The organism is Mesorhizobium sp. L103C119B0 (genome assembly GCF_000502235.1).
Classification (GTDB): Bacteria; Pseudomonadota; Alphaproteobacteria; order Rhizobiales; family Rhizobiaceae; genus Mesorhizobium.
This window is the reverse complement of sequence record NZ_AYXE01000002.1, coordinates 115,344-135,486: the sequence shown is the minus strand read 5'-3', so window position 1 is coordinate 135,486 and position 20,143 is coordinate 115,344. Positions and strand designations below refer to the sequence as shown.

19 protein-coding genes are annotated in these 20,143 nt (G+C 63.0%); 10 read left to right on the top strand and 9 right to left on the bottom strand.

Annotated elements, in window-relative coordinates; all coding sequences use genetic code 11:
• The first annotated feature begins 176 nt into the window (after positions 1 to 176).
• The 7 genes from X728_RS162980 to X728_RS163005 all read left to right on the top strand — a co-directional run bounded on the left by X728_RS162980 (position 177) and on the right by X728_RS163005 (position 6,889).
• Positions 177 to 479, top strand: a complete 303-nt coding sequence (locus tag X728_RS162980) for a virulence factor (RefSeq protein WP_023670397.1) — start codon at positions 177 to 179, stop codon at positions 477 to 479.
• Positions 472 to 1,095 (top strand): methylenetetrahydrofolate reductase C-terminal domain-containing protein, encoded by a 624-nt coding sequence (locus tag X728_RS162985; protein WP_023688112.1) that lies wholly within the window; start codon positions 472 to 474, stop codon positions 1,093 to 1,095. Before X728_RS162980 ends, X728_RS162985 begins: the two co-directional genes overlap by 8 nt.
• On the top strand, positions 1,092 to 2,183 hold the full coding sequence (locus X728_RS162990; protein ID WP_023670395.1) for a methylenetetrahydrofolate reductase: 1,092 nt from the start codon (positions 1,092 to 1,094) through the stop codon (positions 2,181 to 2,183). Before X728_RS162985 ends, X728_RS162990 begins: the two co-directional genes overlap by 4 nt.
• 80 nt (positions 2,184 to 2,263) lie before the next feature.
• A complete protein-coding gene (locus X728_RS162995; RefSeq protein ID WP_023670394.1) occupies positions 2,264 to 3,238 on the top strand; it encodes a methyltetrahydrofolate cobalamin methyltransferase in 975 nt (324 codons plus the stop codon).
• Positions 3,189 to 5,318: an ASKHA domain-containing protein gene (locus tag X728_RS163000; RefSeq protein WP_032897203.1), complete on the top strand. Its 2,130-nt coding sequence runs from the start codon at positions 3,189 to 3,191 to the stop codon at positions 5,316 to 5,318. Before X728_RS162995 ends, X728_RS163000 begins: the two co-directional genes overlap by 50 nt.
• Positions 5,319 to 5,504: 186 nt before the next feature.
• Positions 5,505 to 5,672: a hypothetical protein gene (locus tag X728_RS1000000170905; protein ID WP_196813564.1), complete on the top strand. Its 168-nt coding sequence runs from the start codon at positions 5,505 to 5,507 to the stop codon at positions 5,670 to 5,672.
• Positions 5,673 to 5,923: 251 nt separating this feature from the next.
• The gene (locus tag X728_RS163005) at positions 5,924 to 6,889 is read left to right on the top strand and encodes an alpha/beta hydrolase (protein ID WP_023830538.1); all 966 of its coding nucleotides are present in this window, start codon (positions 5,924 to 5,926) and stop codon (positions 6,887 to 6,889) included.
• A gap of 125 nt (positions 6,890 to 7,014) precedes the next feature.
• Here X728_RS163005 and X728_RS163010 read toward each other — a convergent pair whose 3' ends face one another.
• The gene (locus tag X728_RS163010; protein WP_023670389.1) at positions 7,015 to 7,914 is read right to left on the bottom strand and encodes a LysR substrate-binding domain-containing protein; all 900 of its coding nucleotides are present in this window, start codon (positions 7,912 to 7,914) and stop codon (positions 7,015 to 7,017) included.
• Positions 7,915 to 8,116: 202 nt separating this feature from the next.
• On the opposite strand from X728_RS163010, the gene X728_RS01000000166145 reads away from it, so the two are divergent.
• The 3 genes from X728_RS01000000166145 (at position 8,117) to X728_RS163015 (ending at position 10,088) form a co-directional block, all read left to right on the top strand.
• Positions 8,117 to 8,287: a hypothetical protein gene (locus tag X728_RS01000000166145; protein ID WP_081732309.1), complete on the top strand. Its 171-nt coding sequence runs from the start codon at positions 8,117 to 8,119 to the stop codon at positions 8,285 to 8,287.
• A 379-nt stretch (positions 8,288 to 8,666) separates the two neighbouring features.
• A complete protein-coding gene (locus X728_RS1000000172015) occupies positions 8,667 to 8,801 on the top strand; it encodes a hypothetical protein (protein ID WP_023681787.1) in 135 nt (44 codons plus the stop codon).
• A gap of 348 nt (positions 8,802 to 9,149) precedes the next feature.
• Complete coding sequence (locus tag X728_RS163015; RefSeq protein ID WP_348524244.1) at positions 9,150 to 10,088, top strand: GlxA family transcriptional regulator; 939 nt, start codon at positions 9,150 to 9,152, stop codon at positions 10,086 to 10,088.
• 181 nt (positions 10,089 to 10,269) lie between these two features.
• On the opposite strand, the gene X728_RS163020 is transcribed toward X728_RS163015, so the two are convergent.
• From X728_RS163020 to X728_RS163055, 8 genes are all read right to left on the bottom strand, one after another.
• Positions 10,270 to 11,055, bottom strand: a complete 786-nt coding sequence (locus X728_RS163020; RefSeq protein ID WP_023830537.1) for an ABC transporter ATP-binding protein — start codon at positions 11,053 to 11,055, stop codon at positions 10,270 to 10,272.
• Positions 11,052 to 11,825 (bottom strand): ABC transporter permease, encoded by a 774-nt coding sequence (locus X728_RS163025; protein WP_023741591.1) that lies wholly within the window; start codon positions 11,823 to 11,825, stop codon positions 11,052 to 11,054. The genes X728_RS163020 and X728_RS163025 overlap by 4 nt, the downstream gene beginning before the upstream one ends.
• Before the next feature lie 105 nt (positions 11,826 to 11,930).
• Positions 11,931 to 12,881, bottom strand: a complete 951-nt coding sequence (locus tag X728_RS163030; RefSeq protein ID WP_023700334.1) for an ABC transporter substrate-binding protein — start codon at positions 12,879 to 12,881, stop codon at positions 11,931 to 11,933.
• A gap of 99 nt (positions 12,882 to 12,980) precedes the next feature.
• Complete coding sequence (locus X728_RS163035) at positions 12,981 to 13,826, bottom strand: DUF1194 domain-containing protein (protein WP_023733771.1); 846 nt, start codon at positions 13,824 to 13,826, stop codon at positions 12,981 to 12,983.
• 91 nt (positions 13,827 to 13,917) lie between these two features.
• Positions 13,918 to 16,479 (bottom strand): FAD-dependent oxidoreductase, encoded by a 2,562-nt coding sequence (locus tag X728_RS163040; protein WP_023830536.1) that lies wholly within the window; start codon positions 16,477 to 16,479, stop codon positions 13,918 to 13,920.
• A 154-nt stretch (positions 16,480 to 16,633) separates the two neighbouring features.
• Positions 16,634 to 17,389 carry an FkbM family methyltransferase gene (locus tag X728_RS163045; RefSeq protein WP_023830535.1) on the bottom strand — a complete coding sequence of 252 codons (756 nt, stop codon included), beginning with the start codon at positions 17,387 to 17,389 and terminating at the stop codon, positions 16,634 to 16,636.
• The gene (locus X728_RS163050; RefSeq protein ID WP_023830534.1) at positions 17,386 to 18,612 is read right to left on the bottom strand and encodes a glycosyltransferase 87 family protein; all 1,227 of its coding nucleotides are present in this window, start codon (positions 18,610 to 18,612) and stop codon (positions 17,386 to 17,388) included. The genes X728_RS163045 and X728_RS163050 overlap by 4 nt, the downstream gene beginning before the upstream one ends.
• Before the next feature lie 33 nt (positions 18,613 to 18,645).
• Positions 18,646 to 20,076: an aspartate aminotransferase family protein gene (locus X728_RS163055; RefSeq protein ID WP_245266067.1), complete on the bottom strand. Its 1,431-nt coding sequence runs from the start codon at positions 20,074 to 20,076 to the stop codon at positions 18,646 to 18,648.
• Positions 20,077 to 20,143: the final 67 nt, after the last annotated feature.

The following is a 20,143-nucleotide window of genomic DNA, read 5'->3' as shown; positions in this document are numbered from 1 at the left end:
CGGAATCTCGCCTTTCTTTTTGCGACTCTCAATAGCGTCGCTTTTGAATGCGCGCGCGTCGTCCCATAACAAGCAGCCCCACTGCGCATCCGGCAATGCTCACACCAGCTGGATAAAGTGGTGGAACGTCGTTTCCCTCATGGACGCACGGCGCTCTACAGGGAGTGAGAGAATTCATGGCCGATCTGATTGTCGTCTATTGGCGCGACATCCCCGCCCAGGTCATCGTCAAGAAGGGCCGGCAGAACGCCAAGCGCGAACTGCCGCTGCGCTTCACCGAGGCGATCGATATGTGCGCCATGCGCACCGGCGCCGGCGGCACCGACGATTACCTCGCCGAATGGCGCAAGGCCGATCCAATCCCGGTCGGCGACGACCTCGAAGCCGAGGTCGAGAAGGCATTCAGCGACATCGACGCGAAATACGACCGCGAGCGGCTGGTCGCTCTGGTCAAGGCGGGCGGGAAAGAAAATGTCTGAAACCACTCCTGCCAAAGAGGGGCCAAGGGTTACCCAGCCGGTTACCCAGGCCACTCAGGTCAAGAAAGCAGCGCCGAAATCCGACTACAAGCCGGCCGACGTGTCGCCGCAGCGGCGCGTGCAGCGGTCGTTTGCCATCAGGCTGTGGTCCATCCGGCACTCGCGATTGCTCGAATGGTTCTACTCCAGGTTCGCCGACATGTTCCTGCTTCTTCATCCGCTTTGGAAAGGCCTCGGCTATGGGCGCGTCGAGGCGCCGATCAAGTTTGTCGAAAGGCGCGTCAAGGGCTTCATGTTCGACTGCCGCATGTGCGGCCAGTGCATCCTGTCCTCGACCGGCATGTCGTGCCCGATGAACTGCCCCAAGCAGCTGCGCAACGGCCCTTGCGGCGGTGTGCGCGCCAACGGCAATTGCGAGGTCGAGCCCGATATGCCTTGCGTCTGGGTCAAGGCCTGGGAAGGCTCGCGGAACATGGAGCATGGCGACAGGATCCTGACCGTGCAGAAGCCGGTCGACCAGTCGCTGCGCGAAACCTCGGCCTGGCTGCGGGTGACGGCCCAGTCGGCAGCGGCCCGTGAAGCAGCGGCCAAAGCCAACACTGGAGCGGCCGCGTGATCGGCCGCCAGCGCGATGAAAACCCGGCCGGCATCCATCTGCCGCTCGATCCGCTGCCCGGCCACTCCTCGCGTGGCCGGCTGGAGCGTGTGCTGCGGCGCGGCGAATTCGCGGTCACCACCGAGCTCAACCCGCCCGACAGCGCCGATCCCGAAGACGTCTATAACCGCGCGAAAATCTTCGACGGCTGGGTCGACGCCATCAATGCCGTCGATGCCTCCGGCGCCAACTGCCACATGTCGTCGGTCGGCATTTGCGCGCTGCTCACCCGCATGGGCTACGCGCCGATCATGCAGATCGCCTGCCGCGACAGGAACCGCATCGCCATCCAGGGCGACGTGCTGGGCGGTGCCGCCATGGGGGTCGCCAACATGCTGTGCCTCACCGGCGACGGCGTCCAGGCCGGCGACCAGCCCGGCGCCAAGCCTGTCTTCGACCTCGATTCCATGTCGTTGCTGGAAACCTGCCGCATCATGCGCGACAACGGCAAGTTCCTGTCCGGCCGCAAGTTGACGACGCCGCCGCAAATTTTCCTCGGCGCCGCCGTCAACCCCTTCGCGCCACCCTTCGATTTCCGCCCGATCCATCTCGGCAAAAAGATCGCCGCCGGCGCGCAGTTCGTGCAGACGCAATACTGCTTCGACGTGCCGATGTTCAGAACCTTCATGCAGAGGGCGCGGGACTTGGGGCATACGGAAAAAGTTTTCATCCTGTGCGGCGTCGGCCCGCTGGCTTCGGCCAAGACGGCCAAATGGATCCGCTCCAACGTGCCCGGCATCCATATTCCGGACGAGATCATCAAGCGGCTGGAAGGTGCGCAGGACCAGAAGAAGGAAGGCAAGCAGCTCTGCACCGACATCATCAACGAGGTGAAGGAAATTCCTGGTGTCTCCGGCATCCATGTGATGGCCTACCGCCAGGAGGAATATGTCGCCGAGATCGTCGATGAATCGGGCGTGCTGAAAGGCCGCCAGCCATGGAAACGCGAGATCCGCCACGACGATCAGATGGTCGCCGACCGGCTCGAGAGCATACTGCACGACGACATTACCGAAACGCAGGTGGATATGGTGAAGACCGCGCACTGACAGCGCGGACGGCCAGCCATTCGCTTGAATGAAACCAGACAACGATATAAAGAAATCTTTATATCAGGCGGAGAGACTTCATGACCCGGACCATCGTCGCCTCGGCGACACGAGAGATCATCATCGGCTTCGACCAGCCTTTCTGCGTCATCGGCGAGCGCATCAACCCGACCGGCCGCAAGAAGCTGGCCGCCGAGATGATCGCCGGCAATTTCGAGACCGTCATCAAGGATGCGCTGGAACAGGCCGCCTGCGGCGCCACCATGCTCGACGTCAATGCCGGCGTCACCTCCGTTAATCCGAACGAAACCGAACCCGGCCTGCTCGTGCAGACGCTGGAGATCGTCCAGGGCCTTGTCGACCTGCCGTTGTCGATCGACTCGTCGGTGACCGCCGCCATCGAGGCAGCGCTCAAGGTCGCCAAGGGCCGGCCGCTAGTCAACTCCGTGACCGGCGAAGAGGAAAAGCTCGAAGCCATCCTGCCGCTGGTCAAGAAGTACAACGTTCCGGTCGTCGCCATCTCCAACGACGAGACCGGCATTTCGATGGATCCGGATGTGCGCTTCGCCGTCGCCAAGAAGATCGTGCAGCGCTGCGCCGATTTCGGCATTCCGGCGCATGACGTCGTCGTTGACCCGCTGGTGATGCCGATCGGCGCGCTCGGCGATGCCGGCCGCCAGGTCTTCGCGTTGCTGCGCCGTCTGCGCGAAGAGCTCAAGGTCAACACCACCTGCGGCCTGTCCAACATTTCGTTCGGCCTGCCGCATCGCCACGGCATCAACGCCGCCTTCATCCCGATGGTGATCGGCGCCGGCATGACGAGCGCTATCATGAACCCGGTGCGGCCGCAGGAAATGGAAGCCGTGCGCGGCGCCAACGTGCTCAACGGCACCGACGAGAACTGCACCAACTGGATCCGCACCTACAAGGATTACAAACCGGCCGAAGGCGGCCAGGCGGTCGCAGCGCCCACCGCCGTTAACGCTCCGGGCGAAGGCGGCGGCAATGGCGGTCGCCGGCGCGGCGGCCGTGAAGCCCGCATGGCCAGGGGATAAGCGCGCAATCGTGAACTCGCCTGCAAACATTACTGATCCGCTCGTGCTGTTCATGCCGTCAGGCAAACGCGGGCGGTTTCCCGTCGGCACACCGGTGCTCGATGCCGCGCGTCAGCTCGGCGTCTATGTCGAGAGCGTCTGCGGTGGCCGCGCCACCTGCGGTCGCTGCCAGATCGAAGTGCAGGAAGGCAATTTCGCCAAGCACAAGATCGTCTCGTCTAACGACCACATCTCGCCCAAGGGCGCCAAGGAAGAGCGCTATGAGCGCGTCCGCGGCCTGCCCGAGCGGCGCCGCCTGTCCTGCTCGGCGCAGATTCTCGGCGACCTCGTCATCGACGTGCCGCAGGACACGGTCATCAACGCCCAGACCATCCGCAAGGATGCCGACACGCGCGTCATCGCCCGCGATGCGGCAATCCGCATGTGCTATGTCGAGATCGAAGAGCCCGACATGCACAAGCCGCTGGGCGATCTCGACCGCCTCAAGATCGCCTTGATGAAGGATTGGGGCTTTAAAAACCTCGAATTCGATTTCTACCTGATGCCGCAGGTGCAAGGCATACTGCGCAAAGGTAACTGGACCGCGACCGCCGCCATCCACAAGGATGCCGAAAGCGACATCGCCCGCGTGATCGCACTGTGGCCCGGCCTCAAGAACGAGGCCTATGGCCTGGCCTGCGATATCGGCTCGACCACCATCGCCATGCATCTGGTGTCGTTGCTGTCGGGCCGCGTCGCCGCCTCGTCAGGCACCTCCAACCCGCAGATCCGCTTCGGCGAGGATCTGATGAGCCGCGTCTCCTATGTGATGATGAACCCGGATGGCCGCGAAGGCATGACGGTCGCCGTGCGCGAGGCGATCTCGGGCCTCGTCGACAAGGTCTGCGCCGAAGGCAATGTCCAGCGCAACGACATTCTGGACAGCGTCTTTGTCGGCAATCCGATCATGCACCATCTGTTCCTCGGCATCGATCCGACCGAACTCGGCGGCGCGCCCTTCGCGCTCGCCGTCTCGGGCGCGGTGCGCATCAAGGCCTCCGATATCGGCCTGAAGCTCAACCAGGGCGCCCGCCTCTATATGCTGCCCTGCATTGCCGGCCATGTAGGCGCCGACGCCGCAGCCGTGACGCTGTCGGAAGGCCCGCATCGCCAGGACGAGATGATGCTGATCGTCGACGTCGGCACCAATGCCGAGATCGTGCTTGGCAACCGCAAGCGGGTGGTCGCAGCCTCCTCGCCCACCGGTCCCGCCTTCGAGGGCGCCGAAATCTCCGGCGGCCAACGCGCCGCCCCCGGCGCAATCGAGCGCGTGCGCATCGACCCCGATACGCTGGAGCCGAAATACCGCGTCATCGGCTCTGAACTCTGGTCCGACGATCCCGGCTTCGTCGATAGCGTGCAGGCGACCGGCGTCACCGGCATCTGCGGCTCCGGCATCATCGAGATCGTGGCCGAAATGTACCTCGCCGGCATCATCTCCGAGGATGGCGTCATCGACGGGTCGCTGGCCGAGCGGTCGCCGCGCGTCACGGTCAACGGCCGCACCTTCTCTTATGTCTTGAAGGAAGGCGAACCCAAGATCACCATCACGCAGACCGACGTGCGCGCCATCCAGCTTGCCAAGGCGGCGCTCTATGCCGGCACCAAGCTTCTGATGGAAAAGCAGAACACCGAACACGTCGACCGCATCCATTTCGCCGGCGCCTTCGGCTCGTTCATCGATCCGAAATACGCGATGGTGCTTGGGCTGATCCCGGACTGCGACCTCGACAAGGTATCGGCCGTCGGTAACGCCGCCGGTGCCGGCGCGCGGATGGCGCTGCTCAACCGCGGCTATCGCCGCGAGATCGAGGACACGGTCAGCCACATCGAGAAGATCGAGACCGCATTGGAGCCGAAATTCCAGGAGCATTTCGTCTACGCCATGGCGCTTCCCAACAAGGTCGATCCGTTCCCGAAACTGTCGGCGGCGGTGAAATTGCCGCCACGCAAGACCGTCAGCGAGGATGGCGTCGCCGGCGACGCCGCCCCGCGACGGCGTTCGCGCGAAGGCCATGCCGCCAGGCGCAGCCGGGAATAAGCCGTCTTACGAAGGCCGCCAATTCGCCCAATTTCATTTGTATGCAAATGTTTCCAGATCGCACCGATCTGGAAACCGAAACGCTGTTTTGGCGCAATACGTCCGATACAGACGTGAAGCATTTAACGGACATCGAATGGCGGACCAGGCTATTCCGCCGCCACAACGCTCCAAAGGAGAATAGAGATGTTCGAGACCCTCGGCCGTTTTCGTGCGGCCATGAAGAATGCACAGGCCGTGCGCGCCATGAACAACCTGCCACCCGAAATCCAGAAGGACATCGGCTGGCCCGTGTCGCCGCGCATCGACGCCCAGACCAACCTGTCGCGTCTGATCCTCGGCTCGGGCCGCTGATGACCTTCGCCGACAAGTGCAAATTGCTGACCAAGCGCCGGGGCCGCCGCATGGTCCCGGCTGCGACCGACATCAAGCTGCGCGCCGCGCTGCTGCCCCGGCGCTGAGCCGCGCTGCGCAGAACCGCGGACGTGGCTGATCAAACAACCGTGTTGGCTTGGGCCAGAATCTTGACATTTCGGCTGGAGGTACGATCTTCGAGACAGTGGGGGAATTCTCTTAGTCGGCTGCGGCCGAGCTTGTGTACGCGAATGCCCAGTTTCAAAAGCCACCTCGTTTCCTTCATCCTCCGGCACAGCCGCAAGAAGGCATTTGCCAGCCCGGAAAACCTGCAGCGCTGGATCGCCTATGCCCGCAAGACCGAGGATCATCATCCCCCGGCATTGCTGCGGGAGCGGCTCGATATCACCGAGCGCAGCGTCGATGGCTTCCCTGTCTATGAAATCGCGCCGAAGGCCGGCGAACGCAGGCGCATCCTCTACATGCATGGCGGCGCCTATGTCTTCCAGATCACATCCTATCATTGGGGGTTGATCGCCGAGGTGGCCGAGCGCTTGGGTTTCGGCATCACCGTGCCGATCTATCCCATCGCGCCGGAGCATGATTTCCACGCCATGTTCGGCATGGTCGGCGACGTCTACCGGCAGATGCTGGATGAGACCGACGCTGAAGACATCGTCTTCATGGGCGATTCCGCGGGCGGCAACATGGCCGTCGTGCTGACCATGATGGCGGCTGAGGAAGGCCTGCCCTTGCCGTCGCGCCACGTGCTGATTTCACCCGGCCTCGACATGTCGCTGTCCAACCCCGAAGTGTTCGAGGCGGAACGCAACGATCCGTGGCTCGGCATTTCCGGCGGGCTGGAAGCGATCCGCATGTACAGTGCCGGCATCGATCGCAGGGACTGGCATATCAGTCCGCTCTATGGCGACCTCTCGGTGCTGCCGCAGACCCTGCTTCTGACCGGCTCGCACGACCTGCTCAGCCCCGACAATCTGATCTTCGCCAAAAAGGCACGCGCTGCCGGCGTCGATATCGACGTCGTCTATGAGGAAGGCATGTTCCACGTCTGGCCGCTGATCGAGATGCCGGAGGCGCGTCGCGCCAGGGACAGCATCGTCGCCTTCCTTGAAGGTGAGCCCACCAAGCGGCGCGCAACTGCGCGGCGCACGGCGCGACCCGCTCTCGCGGCGCGCCCCGCCCAAGCAGCGGAATAGCAGAGCAATTCCAGGAAAAGTGTAAAACGGTTTTCCCGGGAAATGCGTGTAGCGCTTTCCCTTGGGAATTGCGTCAAAACAAGGAGTTAGAGCGGCTCGCCGTTTCCGTGAAACGGTGAACCGCTCTAGAACTTGCCGGTTTCGCGGAAAAGCTCGAACGTCGCACGGATATGGTCGGCGACGGCCTTGACCGGCGCGCTGGCGTCCGGCGACACCACCATCGCCAGATTGTAGGTGCCGATATCGGGCATGCCGTCCTTCGGGCAAAGCTCGACCATGTCGTTGCCCAGGAACGACTTCGGCAACGGTGCAACCGCGAGATCCGACATGATGGCGGCGCGCTGGCCGGCCGTGTGGGCGCTCATATAGGCGATGCGGTAATTGCGGCCTTCACGGCTCAGCGCATCGAGCGCGCCGGCCCGCCAGGCGCAGCCCTCTTCCCACAGCGACACCGGCAAAGGCTCGCGCAGATGCGCGCTGCCGCCCTTGGCGCCGGCCCAGACGATCGGCTCGGTGAGCAGCACCTCGGCGCCGAGTGCGCTGGTCTTGTAGGAATTGGTCAGCAGCGTGATGTCGAGCGCCCGGTCGTCCATGCGGCGGCGCAGATTGCTGCTCTGGTCGATGGTGACGTCGACGGCAATCGACGGATGCGACTGCGCGAAACGCTTCAGCACATGCGGCAACACGCGCTCGCCATAGTCGTCCGGCGAGCCGAGCCGCACCACGCCGACGATCTCGGGGATGATGAACTTCGACACCACCTCGCGGTTGATCGACAACAGCCGGCGGGCATAACCGAGCAGCATCTCGCCATCCGTGGTCAGCGTCACCGAGCGCGCATCCCGCGCGAAGACAGAGCGCCCGAGAATGTCCTCGAGCTTCTTGATCTGCATGGAGACCGCCGACGGCGTGCGGAACACCGCATTGGCCGCCGTGGTGAAACTGCCGGTCTCGGCAATGGCCACGAAGGTGCGCAAAACGTCGAGATCGAGCAGCGGCAGCGGATGATTGAGTGGGGCGTTCATCGGGATCGACCTTCAATTTTTCTGATGTGAAGCATCATTCCATTTCGTTTGATTGAACATCAGATTGGGAGGATAGTCAACTCCATCGAAGGCAGGACGTGCCATGGCTCCAACGCTCCTGACACGGAATTGCACTCGATGCGGAATATCCAGGCGACGGAACGCGTTCATGCGGGACGTGGCACAACCAAAGGAGAATGAGATGTCTATCCTGTCATCCATCGGTCGGCTTGCGACCGAGTTCAGCGCGGCCCGCGCCCGCTTCCAGACCGAACGTGCGATCCGCTCGCTGCCGATCGAACTGCAGAAGGATATCGGCTGGCCTGAAGCTGCCGACACCAAGACCGGTGCACGCCACGGCGTCGGATCCTAGGCTGGAGCAAAGTAAACCATTGTGTACCTTGTGCTGAAGGCCTGCCGCGCAGACCAGCCCGGCAGGCCTTCTCTATTTTGCCCCGCAGGCTTTCTCCAACTTATTTGCATTCAAATGATTTTCAGAGCCATGTCGCCGCTGCATGGCGTTTATGCGTCACTTGCATGGCGCCTCAATGTCGCAGGTAACACGCTGTAAGTAATCGTAAATTTTGGGCACCATGCCCAATAATGTCGCAAACGATGTCGCATTTCCATTCAAGCGCTTCGCATTTGCGATTTAGTTTCTGCTCACGCAGGCCTATATCAACGCCAGCAAACGAGCTGCCCCACTCCATCAAGCGAAGGCGACCCGTCTGAGCAACCGATAGGAGATGATGATGAAGCTTTTTGCCCGCCTCTTTGCCCGCCGCGAAATGAACCTGACGACCGCTCTCGAGCGCCAGCGCCTTGCCAATACCATGCCCGGCCAGACCGGTGCCATGAATGCGGTGCGCCTCGGTTTCGTCGCCTGAGATAACGGCTAGCGCTCAGCGCTTCCCTGCCGCTGCCGATAGTCGATAACAGCGCCGCTTCGGTTTAACCGAAGCGGCGTTTCTCGTTTTTGGCACCTATGCCGCCGCCACCATGCCCAATCCGTCGGCAGCCCGTCCCTGTCATCCCGGACGATTGCCCATTTGCGACCCATGTCGCAAATATAGTTTCCGCTTAGCCCCCTAGCAATTGACAAGAATGGTTTTTCCTGATGTCGCTGTGCTGTTCGCGACATCCTGTTCGCGCCATGGCTGCGTGAGGTTCCCTTGAACGCCGTAAAGCATCCGATCAAGCGATCGTTTGTATTCTTCCTTGTCCCGGACTTCACCATGATCGCCTTTGCGACGGCGCTCGACCCGCTGCGCTCGGCCAACCGCATGCTTGGCTATGAGGCCTATCGCTGGCGCCTCGCCAGCATCGACGGCAAGCCGGTGCGCGCCTCCAACGGCGTCGAATGCGCCGTCAACACCTCGCTTGAGGAAGAGCGCAAGAAGATGGCCGGACCGGATCGGCCGAACATGGCCATCGTCTGCAGCGGCATGAATGTCGAGCGTTACCAGAACAGATCGGCTTTCGCCTGGCTGCGCGAGGAATACAACAGAGGCGTCGCGGTCGGCGGCCTGTGCACCGGCGCGCATATCCTTGCCGCCGCCGGCCTGCTCTCCAACAAGCGCTGCGCCATCCATTGGGAGAACCTGCCGGGCTTCTCCGAAGCCTTTCCGAAGGCCAACGTCTTTGCCGACCTCTTCGAGATCGACCAGAACATCTACACCTGCGCCGGCGGCACTGCGGCACTCGACATGATGCTGAAGCTGATCGGCGACGATTTCGACGACAATCTGGTCAACCGCGTCTGCGAGCAGGTGCTGACCGACCGCGTGCGCAGCCCGACCGACCGCCAGCGCCTGCCGCTGCGCGCGCGCCTGGGCGTCCAGAATTCCAAGGTGCTGACCATCATCGAACTGATGGAAGGCAATCTCTCCGAACCGCTGTCGCTGATCGAGATCGCCGACCATGTCGACCTGTCGCGCCGCCAGATCGAGCGGCTGTTCCGCACCGAGATGGGCCGCTCCCCTGCCCGCTACTACCTGGAAATCCGCCTCGACCGCGCCCGGCACCTGCTGATTCAGTCGTCGATGCCGGTGGTCGAGGTGGCGGTCGCCTGCGGCTTCGTCTCGGCCTCGCATTTCTCCAAATGTTACCGCGAACTCTACGCCCGCTCGCCGCAGCAGGAGCGCGTCGACCGCAAGCAGCTGCTGGCGGCCTGAGAGTCACATGACCGCGCGAACGGCACTCTCCAAAGAGCCCGCCGACCGGCAGAGTTTCCGCCTCGACGTCGAAAATGGGCAGCATTCAAGGCGGCGTTGGAAACTCCTGCGCGTGACCTCCCACGCTTGAAGCGATTGCTGAGCGAACCGAGCATCTTTTCCGTAGGCGACCCAGCTTAGGTCACTGCGCCTGCGCCGTCCGCATCGCCTCGACGCGGATATCCTCGGTCAGGCGCGCCTTGAGCGCCGAGAATTCCGGGCTGGTCTTCAGCGTGTAGTGGCGTGGATGCGGCAGGTCGATGGCGACATCCGACTTGATGCGGCCTGGCCGCGCGCTCATCACGATTACCCGCGAAGCCATGAAGATCGCCTCCTCGATGTCGTGGGTGACGAACAGCACTGTCTTCTTGCGCCGCTCCCAGATGCCGAGCAGCAGTTCCTGCATCAGTCCGCGCGTCTGGTTGTCGAGCGCACCGAACGGCTCGTCCAGCAACAGGATTTCGGGGTCGTTGGCCAGCGCCCGGGCGATCGCCGTGCGCTGCTGCATGCCGCCGGACAGCTGCTTTGGCCAATGGATCTCGAAGCCCTTCAGCCCGACGAGGTCGACATAGGAAGCGACGATCCCGTCTCGCTCCTCTTCGGCCATGCCGCGTTCGCGCAGGCCGAAGGCGATATTCTGCGCCACCGTCAGCCACGGAAACAGCGTGTAGGACTGGAACACCATGCCGCGATCCGGTCCCGGCCGCGTCACCGCCTTGCCGTCAAGCAGCACACGGCCTTCGCTCGGCGCCTCCAGCCCGGCAACGATCCTGAGCAGCGTCGACTTCCCGCAGCCGGACGGCCCCAGAATGGTGATGAAGTCGTTGGCCGCGACCGCAAGGTCGACTGGCATCAGCGCCTTGACCGGCTGCCCGCCGCGCACGCCGGCGAAGGTTCGCGAGACGCCTTCGATAAGCAACTTGCTCATGCCAGGCTCCAGGGAAAGAGCCAGCGATTGAACGCCTTGAAGGCGAAGTCGGACAACAGTCCGATCAGCCCGATGACGATGATGCCGAAGATGATCTGCCCTGTCGCCAGCCGCGACTGGCTGTTGATGATCATGTAGCCGATGCCTGAGGACGAACCGATCAGCTCGGCGACGATAACATAGGTCCAGGCCCAGCCGAGCACCAGCCGCAGCGTTTCGGCAATCTCCGGCGCATTGGCCGGCATGATCACCCGTTTGACGATACCGTTGTTGGTCGAGCCCAGCGTATAGGCCGCTTCGACCAGGTCGCGCCGGGTCGAGCCAACCTTGACCGCGACGATCAGGATGATCTGGAACACCGAGCCGACGAAGATGACCAGCAGCTTTTCCAGCTCGCCAATGCCGGCCCACAGGATGAGCAGCGGAATGAAGGCCGAAGCCGGGAGGTAGCGGGCGAAGGAGACCAACGGCTCCAGAAAAGCCTCTATTGGCTTCCAGGCGCCCATGGCGATGCCGATCGGCACGGCGACGATCGACGCCAGCAGGAACCCGCCGAAGACCCGCCAGATGGTGATCAATATGTCGAGCCAGAAGCGGTCCTCGACCAGCAGCCGCCAACCATCCCGCAGCATCGACAGCGGGTCGGCGAGGAAGATGCGGTTGACGTGGCCGCCAAGCGTGATCCACGCCCAGAAGGCGACGAACAGCACGAAGAAGGAAATGCCAAGCACGGTTCGAATGCCCGGCGACACCGGATGCAAGGGGCGCATCTTCAGATCGTCCGCATCGTCAGATCGTCCCCATGCTCAGTCGCGTTGCCCGGTAGAAAGCGGCGGCGCGCTGGCACCGCCGCATGATGGTCAAAGGCCGGACTATCAGTTCGCCACCGCGCTGGTATCGGCAAGCGCTGCAACATCTGGCGCTTCCTTGATCAACCCCATCTGCAGCAGAAGCTCGCCGGCGGTCTTGGAAAAGTCCTGGAATTCCTTGGTGAAGAACTGCTTGTTCTCCGCCTTGTCGGCCCATTTCAGGTATTTCGCCGAATCCTCGAATTCTTTCGCAGACTGCTTCACGTCGGCGCCCATGATCTCGTAGGATCTCTGCGGATCGCTCTTGATCAGCTCGAGCGCTTCGAAATAGCTGTCGGCCAGCGCCTTGGCGGCGTCGGGATTGGCGGTGAGGAATTCAGGCGTGCAGCCGACCGTGTCGAGCACCATCGGGTAGTCGAGCGTGGTCGCCAATATGTGGCCCTGATCGGACTTGTCGCGCACCGCCGAGATGAACGGCTCATAGGTGACCGCCGCATCGTTCTGGCCGGCGAGGAAGGCTTGCGCCGCCGCATCCGGTTCCAGGTTGACGACGGTCACATCCTTGGTCGACAGGCCGTTCTTGTTCAGCACCCAGGCCAGCATGAAATAGGGCGACGTGCCCGGCGCCGAGGACGCGACATTCTTGCCCTTGAGGTCGGCGACGGTCTTGATGTCGTTGCGCACGACAATGCCGTCGGCGCCATAGGATTTGTCGAGCTGGAAGATCTGCTTGGTGGTGACGCCGCTGGCGTTCCACACCAGCCAGGTCTCGACCGTGGTGGCGGCGCATTGCAGATCGCCGCTGGCGATGGCGAGCGGCCGGCTGGCCTGCGGCACCTTCTTCAGGGTCACGTCGAGGCCATGCTTCTCGAAGATGCCGGCCTGCTTGGCGAGCGTCAGCGGCGCAAAGCCGGTCCATCCGCTGATGCCGATGGTGACCGATGTGGCAGCCTCGGCCGGCACGGATATTGCAGCCGCAAGCGCCAATACCGCGGCAGCGACGATGGTCTTGTTCATGTCGGTTCCCCTTGTTTTTTCGGATGCCGAATTGTGTCACAGACGCCCATGGGCTTGTCAATGAAACCGGCCCTTCACGGCAGCGTGATGATGCGAACGCTAACGCGCATCGAACATCCAGCTGCGGTCGCGCCACATCTTTTCGCCGACCTGGCAGTCGGTCGGCCGGTCCTGCGCCAGCACCACCGGCGGATGCCCGGCCTCCTCGCGCGCCCGTTGCGGCGAAGCGGCGCCGGCCAGCTCCAGCACCAGCTTGCGGCGGATGGCTTCGGGAAACTGCGTCCAGTCATTGACCGGGATCATGAAGGATCCGGGACCGCCGATGACGCAGTCGCTGTAGTAGCGGTCGAGATTGTTGACGTCATAGGCGCCGCCGAACCCGCCGCGCGTCATCAGCGGCAGGCCGTTGATGATGATGCCTTGCTTGACCACCGCGTCGCGGGTGATGTCGACGGGCGCGCCCTGGTTGTTGGGCCCGTCGCCGGAAATATCGATGACGCGCTTTGTCCCCTGAAAACCGCTTTCGGCGAACAGATCGCTGCCGAATTCCAGCGCGCCGGAAATCGAGGTGCGCCGGGCGCTGGCCGGCGGATGGGCGGAAAGCTGCGCGGCCACCCGCTCGGCATCGGCCCGGCTGGCGATCACCGTCCACGGCACGACGACCTGCTGCGTGGTCGCTCCCGCCCATTCGACATAGGTGACGGCGACCTTGCCGTAGGCGCCATCGGCGATGGCCTGCAGAACATTGTCGTGCGTCAGCGCAGCAGCATAGCCGTGACGCTGGATTTCAAGTTCGCCCGGCGACATCGACAGCGACACGTCGACGGCCAGCACCAGCTCGACGTCGACCGGCTCGGCGGCTTGAACCGGCGGCACAAGCCAGAGCACCAGCGCCAGTGCGGCGCTGCCTGAAAACAAATGTCGTGCGCAAGAAAATGCAGACATGCCCGAAGGTAAGCGAAAATCGGCTGCTGACAAAGCGAAAAGCCCGGCGAGGTGCCGGGCTTTTCGATGTGTTGGTTGGAACCTATGACGCTCAACTCCGCGGTTTCAAATTCTCCGGATCGTAGAGCGGCTTGTAGCCGACGGCAGCCACCTCGACCGGGTAGGTCTCGCCGAAATATTCGATGGCAAACTTGCGGCCCTCCTGGGCATAGGCCCAGGGCAGATAGGCGAGACCGATGTTCTTGCCGATGGTCGGGCCATAGGCCATCGACGTGGTGAAGGAGCGGCGGCCGAGTTCGTCGACAAGGGTTTCGCCGGTCTTCGGATCCATCACCGGCATGGTGCCGACGGGATAGCGGGCAACACCCTTCGAATCGACGTTTTCCGTCATCACCAGCGTGCACAGGATCGCCGGCTGGTGTTCGCGGGCGCGGTATTCGACATGTTTGGCCTTGCCGCAGAAGTCGTTCTCCTTGACCTTCGGTCGGGCAAGGTCGGCCTCGAGCAGATTATACTCGGTCAGAAGGTCGGCGTTCTGCAGGCGCAGGCTCTTTTCCATGCGCCGGGTGTTGGCATAGGTCTCGACGCCGAACGGCATGACCCCGGTCGAGCGCAGCGCGTCCCAAACGGCCAGGCCGTCCTCGTAGCGCATGTGCAGTTCCCAGCCCTGCTCGCCGACATAAGAGATGCGGAAGGCGGTGACGTCCTTGCCGCCGATCCTGACCGGCTTGATCGCCGCGAACGGGAAGTTCTCGAGCGAGAGACCATCCGGATTTTCGACCACTTTCTGCAGCGTGGTGCGGGCGTTCGGTCCCCAGATGCCGATGGTGACATATTTTTCCGTCACGTCGGTGATGGTGACGTCAAAGCCTTTATCCTGCGCGGTACGCTGCATGTAGCGGAAGTCGCGCGGACCGGCGTCGGCGCCGTCGATCAGCCGGCAGCGGTCGGCCATGCGGATGACGGTGAAGTCGGCGCGCACCATGCCTTCCTCGTCGAGGAAGTGGGTGTAGATACCCTTGCCGATGTTGTTGTCGCCACCGATCTTGGCCGCGCACAGCCACTCCAGCAGCGCGACATGATCCGGCCCTTCGATGTCGTACATCGAGAAATGCGAGAGGTTGACGATGCCGCAATCCTCGCTCATCGCCAGGTGCTCGGCATTGGACACCCGCCAGAAATGGCGATTGTCCCACTCGTTCTCACGTATGGGAACCCGGTTGCCATACTTCTCCAGCAGATGCTCGTTGGCGGCATAGCCATGCGCGCGCTCCCAACCGCCCAGCTCCATGAAGTAACCGCCAAGCTCCTTCTCGCGCTCCCAGAACGGCGAGCGGCGGATGTTGCGGCCTTTGGAGAACGGCTCGCGCGGATGCACCGCCGGATTGTAGACCTTCATCGCCGTCTCGGTGCAGCGATCCCAGATGAACTGCTCTTTCGTCTGGTGCGGATAGAAGCGCGCATAGTCGATGGCGTGATGGTCGATTTCCGTGCGGCCGTCCGTCATCCAGTCGGCGATCAGCTTGCCCATGCCGGGGCCGTCCTTGACCCAGATGGCGACGGCGTACCAGAGGCCCCTCACCTTCTGGCTCTCGCCCATGGACGGGCCGCCATCGGCGGTCACCTGCAACAGGCCGTTGAAGGAATGGCTTTCGTTGTAGCCGAGTTCGCCCAGGATCGGCGTCAGTTCCATGGCGCGCTCCAGCGGCGCCAGGATCTGCTCCATGTCGAGATCGCGCTGCGACGGCGACAGCCGCGCCTGATCCTTTTCCAGCAAATCGCGCGGATGGCAAAGACGCGGATTGGTCTCTTCGTAGTAACCCCATTCGATCTGGCCGCCCTCGGCGGTCTTGGGATCGCCGGTGTCGCGCATATAGGCCGAATTGCCTTGGTCGCGCAGCAGCGGCCAGCCGATCTCCTTGCCGGTGCCGGCGAATTGATTGTAAGGCCCGAAGAAGGTCAGCGGATGGTCGATCGGCATGACCGGCAGGTCTTCGCCGACCATTTCGGCGATCAGCCGGCCCCAGATGCCGGCGCAGACGATGACATAGTCGGCCATGATCGTGCCGCGGTCGGTGACGACGCCCTTGATGCGGCCTTCCTCGACAATGAGGGATTTGGCGGGCGTGTTGGCGAAGGATTTGAGTTTCCCCGTAGCTTCCGCCTGGTCGACCAGCTTGCCGGCGACGGTCTGCGAGCGCGGGATGACCAGGCCGGCGTCCGGATCCCACAGGCCGCCCTGCACCATGGACTCTTCGATCAGCGGGAATTTTTCCTTGATCTCGGCCGGTTCGATCAGCCGGGCGCGGGTGCCGAAGGATTTGGCCGAGGCGATCTTGCGCTTGATCTCGTCCATGCGGCTGTCGTCACCGACACGCGCCACTTCGAGGCCGCCGATGCGGGCGTAATGGCCTATCTTTTCGTAGAAATCGATGGAGTAGAGCGTCGTCCAGCAGGACAGGAAATCATGGCTGGTGGTGTAGCAGAAGTCCGAGGCATGCGCCGTCGAGCCGATATCGGTCGGGATGCCCGACTTGTCGATGCCGACAATGTCGGTCCAGCCGCGTTCGATCAGATGATGGGCGATCGACGCGCCGACAATGCCACCCAGGCCGACGATGACGACCTTCGCCTGTTTCGGAAACTCTGCCATTGCCGCGACTCCAAGGGGATAAAGCGGGCGTGTCCGCGCCCGTTCGAATGGCGCACAATATGCAGAGGACGTGGATGGAGCTACCGCCTGTTTGCGACACGTCGCAGATGCGACGCGACCCGGCGCGCCGGCGTGCCGCCAGTGGCGATCTATCTCAGGCGAAGGCCCAGATGTCCTCGGCCTGGAAGCCGACCTGATAGCCTGATGTCTTGAGCTTGACCACGACCTCGCCGATTTCAGCCGCCGGCAGCGCGCCGACCTCGACCTTGATCATGCCGGGGCGGTAGCGCTTGAGGTCGAGCTGTTCGAAGACGATCCAGTCGGCGCCCTCGCAATCGACCAGGAAGGCGTCGATATGCGTGATGCCGTTGCGGTCGAGCAGCGTCTGCAGCGTTTCCGACGGCACCTCGATATCCCTGAGGTGCGGCGCGAACTTGTTGAAATTGGCGTCGGCCTCGCCCCAGGCATTCTTGCCCGACATCAGATTGGTGTTGGTGACCGATGAGCAGCCGATGAACTCGACCGGCAGCGTGCCGGCCTCGAGTGCCGCGGCATCGAAAGTGTGGACGGTGATCGTGCCTTTGGTTTTTGTCACCGCGACCGGTTCGACGACGAAGCGTTCCGTGTCGGGATAGTTGGCGCGCAACCGCTTCTGATTGTACGGGATCGGCTCGACCAGCACGGCCCGCGCCCGCGGAATGCGGTGCAGCCACGGCGTGACGTCGTCGAACAGCGCGCCGTCGCAAGCGCCGACATTGACCATCTGGAACGGTTGCCCACCGCCAAACCGCGCCTTCAGCGCCGCCTTGGCCAGGAATTTCGTGCCACGCAACGCCGGCCCGCGATCAAGCAGACCGGCAGGCAGGCCGAGTGAAAGGGCGATGCGCGCCAGCCCGGAAATGGAACTCATGGCTTATCTCCAGGTATGGCGATGGGCCGCCTTCCATTCAGGCTTGCCGACGCCCACAGCGCCATGATCGGGCCGACAAGCAAAAGGTAGGGCGGCAGAAGGTTCGGGAAGTAGATGCGGGTGTCGTGGATCGGAAAGACGGTGAATTTCGCCAGCACGCCGAGCACCAGTGCTGCAAGCAGGATGCCGGCGCGGCGATCGAGCCGGAAGCCGGCGCGGCTGAGCGCAAGCCACCCGGCCAGCGCCAGAACCGAGACGCCGACCCAACTGTTGAGGCTGGTGGCGCGAATGAAGGATGCGGCGAACGCCTTGACATAGGCGCCAACCGAAAACGGTGGCTCGAAGCCATCCATATTGTAGTGCTGCTCGATGCTGGAGAACCACAGATGCGGCCACCAGCCGGGATGCTGCGCCCAATGCGAAATCGCGAAATAAGCGACGAAGGACGCGGCAAAGCCGGCCAGCGCGCCCCACGCCCGCTGCCGGAAGACCAGCAGCAGCACGGCGAAGATGGCCAGAAAAACAATATTGTCCGGCCGCGCCATGAAGGCGAGGAAAAGCAGGACAGCGGTCGCTGCCTCGCGGCCGCGCATATAGGCAAGTAGGCCGCCGAGGAACAGGGCCGAGCACAACAGATCCGGCGTCGAGGCGCGTGCCGCGTCGCCGAAATCGGCCATGATCAGCACCGCGCCGGCCACCGGCGCCAGCGCCAACGCGCCTTCGGTTCGCAACCAGAGCAGCGTGATCATCCCGAACAGCAGCACCGAGACCACCTGCAGCACCCGCATCGCCTCGACCGGCGACATCACCGAACTCATCGTCGACAGCATCTCGGCATAGAGGAACTTGATCCGGTACATGCCAAGCAGCGAGTGGAAGTCGGCGGCATTTTGCGCCATATGGCTGCGGAAGCCGCCGCCATCGTCTGTCAGCGCCTTGTAGTCGGCGGCCGAAACGCCGGCCTGGACCGTCCTGTAGGCATAGTCATGTAGCGCCTGCGCATCTGGGTAAGCGCCCTCCTCGGCGATTGCGAGATAAGGCAGCATGTCCCAATTGGCATCGGGCATCGTCCAGGCGGTAAACGCTGTCAGCAGGATATAGAGCGAAAACGCGATCGCGCCGATTGGCGCGGCCCATCGCGCATAAGTCCCCTCGCCCCACGCCAGAGCGGCCGCGGTCAGCCGGTCGAGTGTGTTTTGCGGGGCGGGAAACTTGCTCAGCATTGTCGGACTCGGGACTTCGCTCAACGGACTTCTTTAACGGACCTGGCTTTTGACGAAATCCTTCACGATCCCCACGATGCCGCGCGACAGCAGGCTATCGAAGGCATCGACGAAATGGTCGACATGCTCGCGCTGGCAGATCAGCGGCGGCTCGAGACGGATGACGTTGCGGTTGTATTCGGTGAAGGCGACGAGCACGTCATAGTCGCGCAGCAACAGCGCGCCGACGAAGCCCGACAGCGAGCCCTTCAGCTTGTCGTCGAGGACGCTGACGATCGGACGCAGCACCATCGGCAAGGTCTGCGAGAAGTCGTGGAACTCGAGCCCGACCATAAAGCCTTTGCCGCGCACATCCTTGATGATCTTCGGGTACTTCTCCTTCAGCGCCTCCAGGCGCTGAAGCAGATAGTCGCCGGTAGTGGCGGCGTTGTCGATCAGCCCCTCATCATAGAGCACGTTGATGCCCTCGATCGCGGTGACGCAGGCCTCGCCCATGCCGCCAAAGGTGGCCATGGCATGGATCATCGCCGTCTTCGGCGTGCCATAGGCCTTCATATAGACCTCGCGCCTGGCGATCATCGCGCCGACCGCCGCCTTGCCGGCGCCGAGCGATTTCGCCAGCGCCGTCACATCGGGCACGACGCCATAATGCTCGAAGGCATAGAAGCGTCCCGAACGGCCATAGCCGCACTGCACTTCGTCCGCCACCCACAGCACGCCATACTGGTCGCACAGCGCTCGCAGCTTCTGCCAATATTGCGCCTCTGCCTGGATGATGCCGCCGCCGCCCTGGATGGTCTCGAGCACTATGACGCCGACCTCCGGGTCGGAGCGGAACAGCCGCTCGACCGCTTCGATATCGGCGAACGGAATGCGCACGGTGTTCTCAGCCATCTTGAAGTCCGCGCGGTAGAGCTGGCCGTCGGTGATGCCGAGCACGCCCTTGGTCTTGCCGTGGAAGGAATTCTCGGCATAGACCACCTTCGGCCGCTTCGGCCCGGCGGCGCGCTCGGCGAGCTTCACCGCCGCTTCCATCGCTTCCGAACCCGACGAGCCCAGAAACACCATGTCGAGATCGCCGGGCGAGCATTTGGCGATGTTGTGCGCCAGCGCCGATGCATATTGCGACATGAAGGCGATGGCGATTTCCTGGCGCTTCTCCTCCTGGAATTTGCGCCGGGCCTCCAGGATGCGCGGATGGTTGTGGCCGAAGGCCAGCGAACCGAAGCCGCCGAAGAAGTCGAGAATCTTGCGGCCGTTCTGGTCGATGTAGAACATGCCTTCGGCACGCTCGATCTTGACCTTGTGGAAGCCGAGCAGCTTCATGAAATGCAGCTGGCCCGGATTGAGATGCGCCTTGAACAGGTCGGTCATGCGCGCGACATCCATCGCCTTCGCCTGCTCGACGCTGATCAGGTCGGGCTTGGCGATGGCGGTAGGCGACAACGCCGGCGCGCCGACCATGGTGCGCGCGTTCGTCTGCTCAGGCTTGGCCATGACGGTCATTTCGGAGTTCTCCTGGTCGTCCCAC

Coding starts and splice junctions, on each gene's coding strand:
- X728_RS163035 (WP_023733771.1), bottom strand. CDS start 13,826: ATGTCTGCATTTTCTTGCGCACGACATTTGTTTTCAGGCAGCGCCGCA.
- X728_RS163005 (WP_023830538.1), top strand. CDS start 5,924: ATGCCCAGTTTCAAAAGCCACCTCGTTTCCTTCATCCTCCGGCACAGC.
- X728_RS163045 (WP_023830535.1), bottom strand. CDS start 17,389: ATGAGTTCCATTTCCGGGCTGGCGCGCATCGCCCTTTCACTCGGCCTG.
- X728_RS163010 (WP_023670389.1), bottom strand. CDS start 7,914: ATGAACGCCCCACTCAATCATCCGCTGCCGCTGCTCGATCTCGACGTT.
- X728_RS162980 (WP_023670397.1), top strand. CDS start 177: ATGGCCGATCTGATTGTCGTCTATTGGCGCGACATCCCCGCCCAGGTC.
- X728_RS162995 (WP_023670394.1), top strand. CDS start 2,264: ATGACCCGGACCATCGTCGCCTCGGCGACACGAGAGATCATCATCGGC.
- X728_RS01000000166145 (WP_081732309.1), top strand. CDS start 8,117: ATGTCTATCCTGTCATCCATCGGTCGGCTTGCGACCGAGTTCAGCGCG.
- X728_RS163025 (WP_023741591.1), bottom strand. CDS start 11,825: ATGCGCCCCTTGCATCCGGTGTCGCCGGGCATTCGAACCGTGCTTGGC.
- X728_RS1000000172015 (WP_023681787.1), top strand. CDS start 8,667: ATGAAGCTTTTTGCCCGCCTCTTTGCCCGCCGCGAAATGAACCTGACG.
- X728_RS1000000170905 (WP_196813564.1), top strand. CDS start 5,505: ATGTTCGAGACCCTCGGCCGTTTTCGTGCGGCCATGAAGAATGCACAG.
- X728_RS163020 (WP_023830537.1), bottom strand. CDS start 11,055: ATGAGCAAGTTGCTTATCGAAGGCGTCTCGCGAACCTTCGCCGGCGTG.
- X728_RS163040 (WP_023830536.1), bottom strand. CDS start 16,479: ATGGCAGAGTTTCCGAAACAGGCGAAGGTCGTCATCGTCGGCCTGGGT.
- X728_RS163055 (WP_245266067.1), bottom strand. CDS start 20,076: ATGGTCGGCGCGCCGGCGTTGTCGCCTACCGCCATCGCCAAGCCCGAC.
- X728_RS163050 (WP_023830534.1), bottom strand. CDS start 18,612: ATGCTGAGCAAGTTTCCCGCCCCGCAAAACACACTCGACCGGCTGACC.
- X728_RS162985 (WP_023688112.1), top strand. CDS start 472: ATGTCTGAAACCACTCCTGCCAAAGAGGGGCCAAGGGTTACCCAGCCG.
- X728_RS163030 (WP_023700334.1), bottom strand. CDS start 12,881: ATGAACAAGACCATCGTCGCTGCCGCGGTATTGGCGCTTGCGGCTGCA.
- X728_RS163015 (WP_348524244.1), top strand. CDS start 9,150: ATGATCGCCTTTGCGACGGCGCTCGACCCGCTGCGCTCGGCCAACCGC.
- X728_RS163000 (WP_032897203.1), top strand. CDS start 3,189: ATGGCGGTCGCCGGCGCGGCGGCCGTGAAGCCCGCATGGCCAGGGGAT.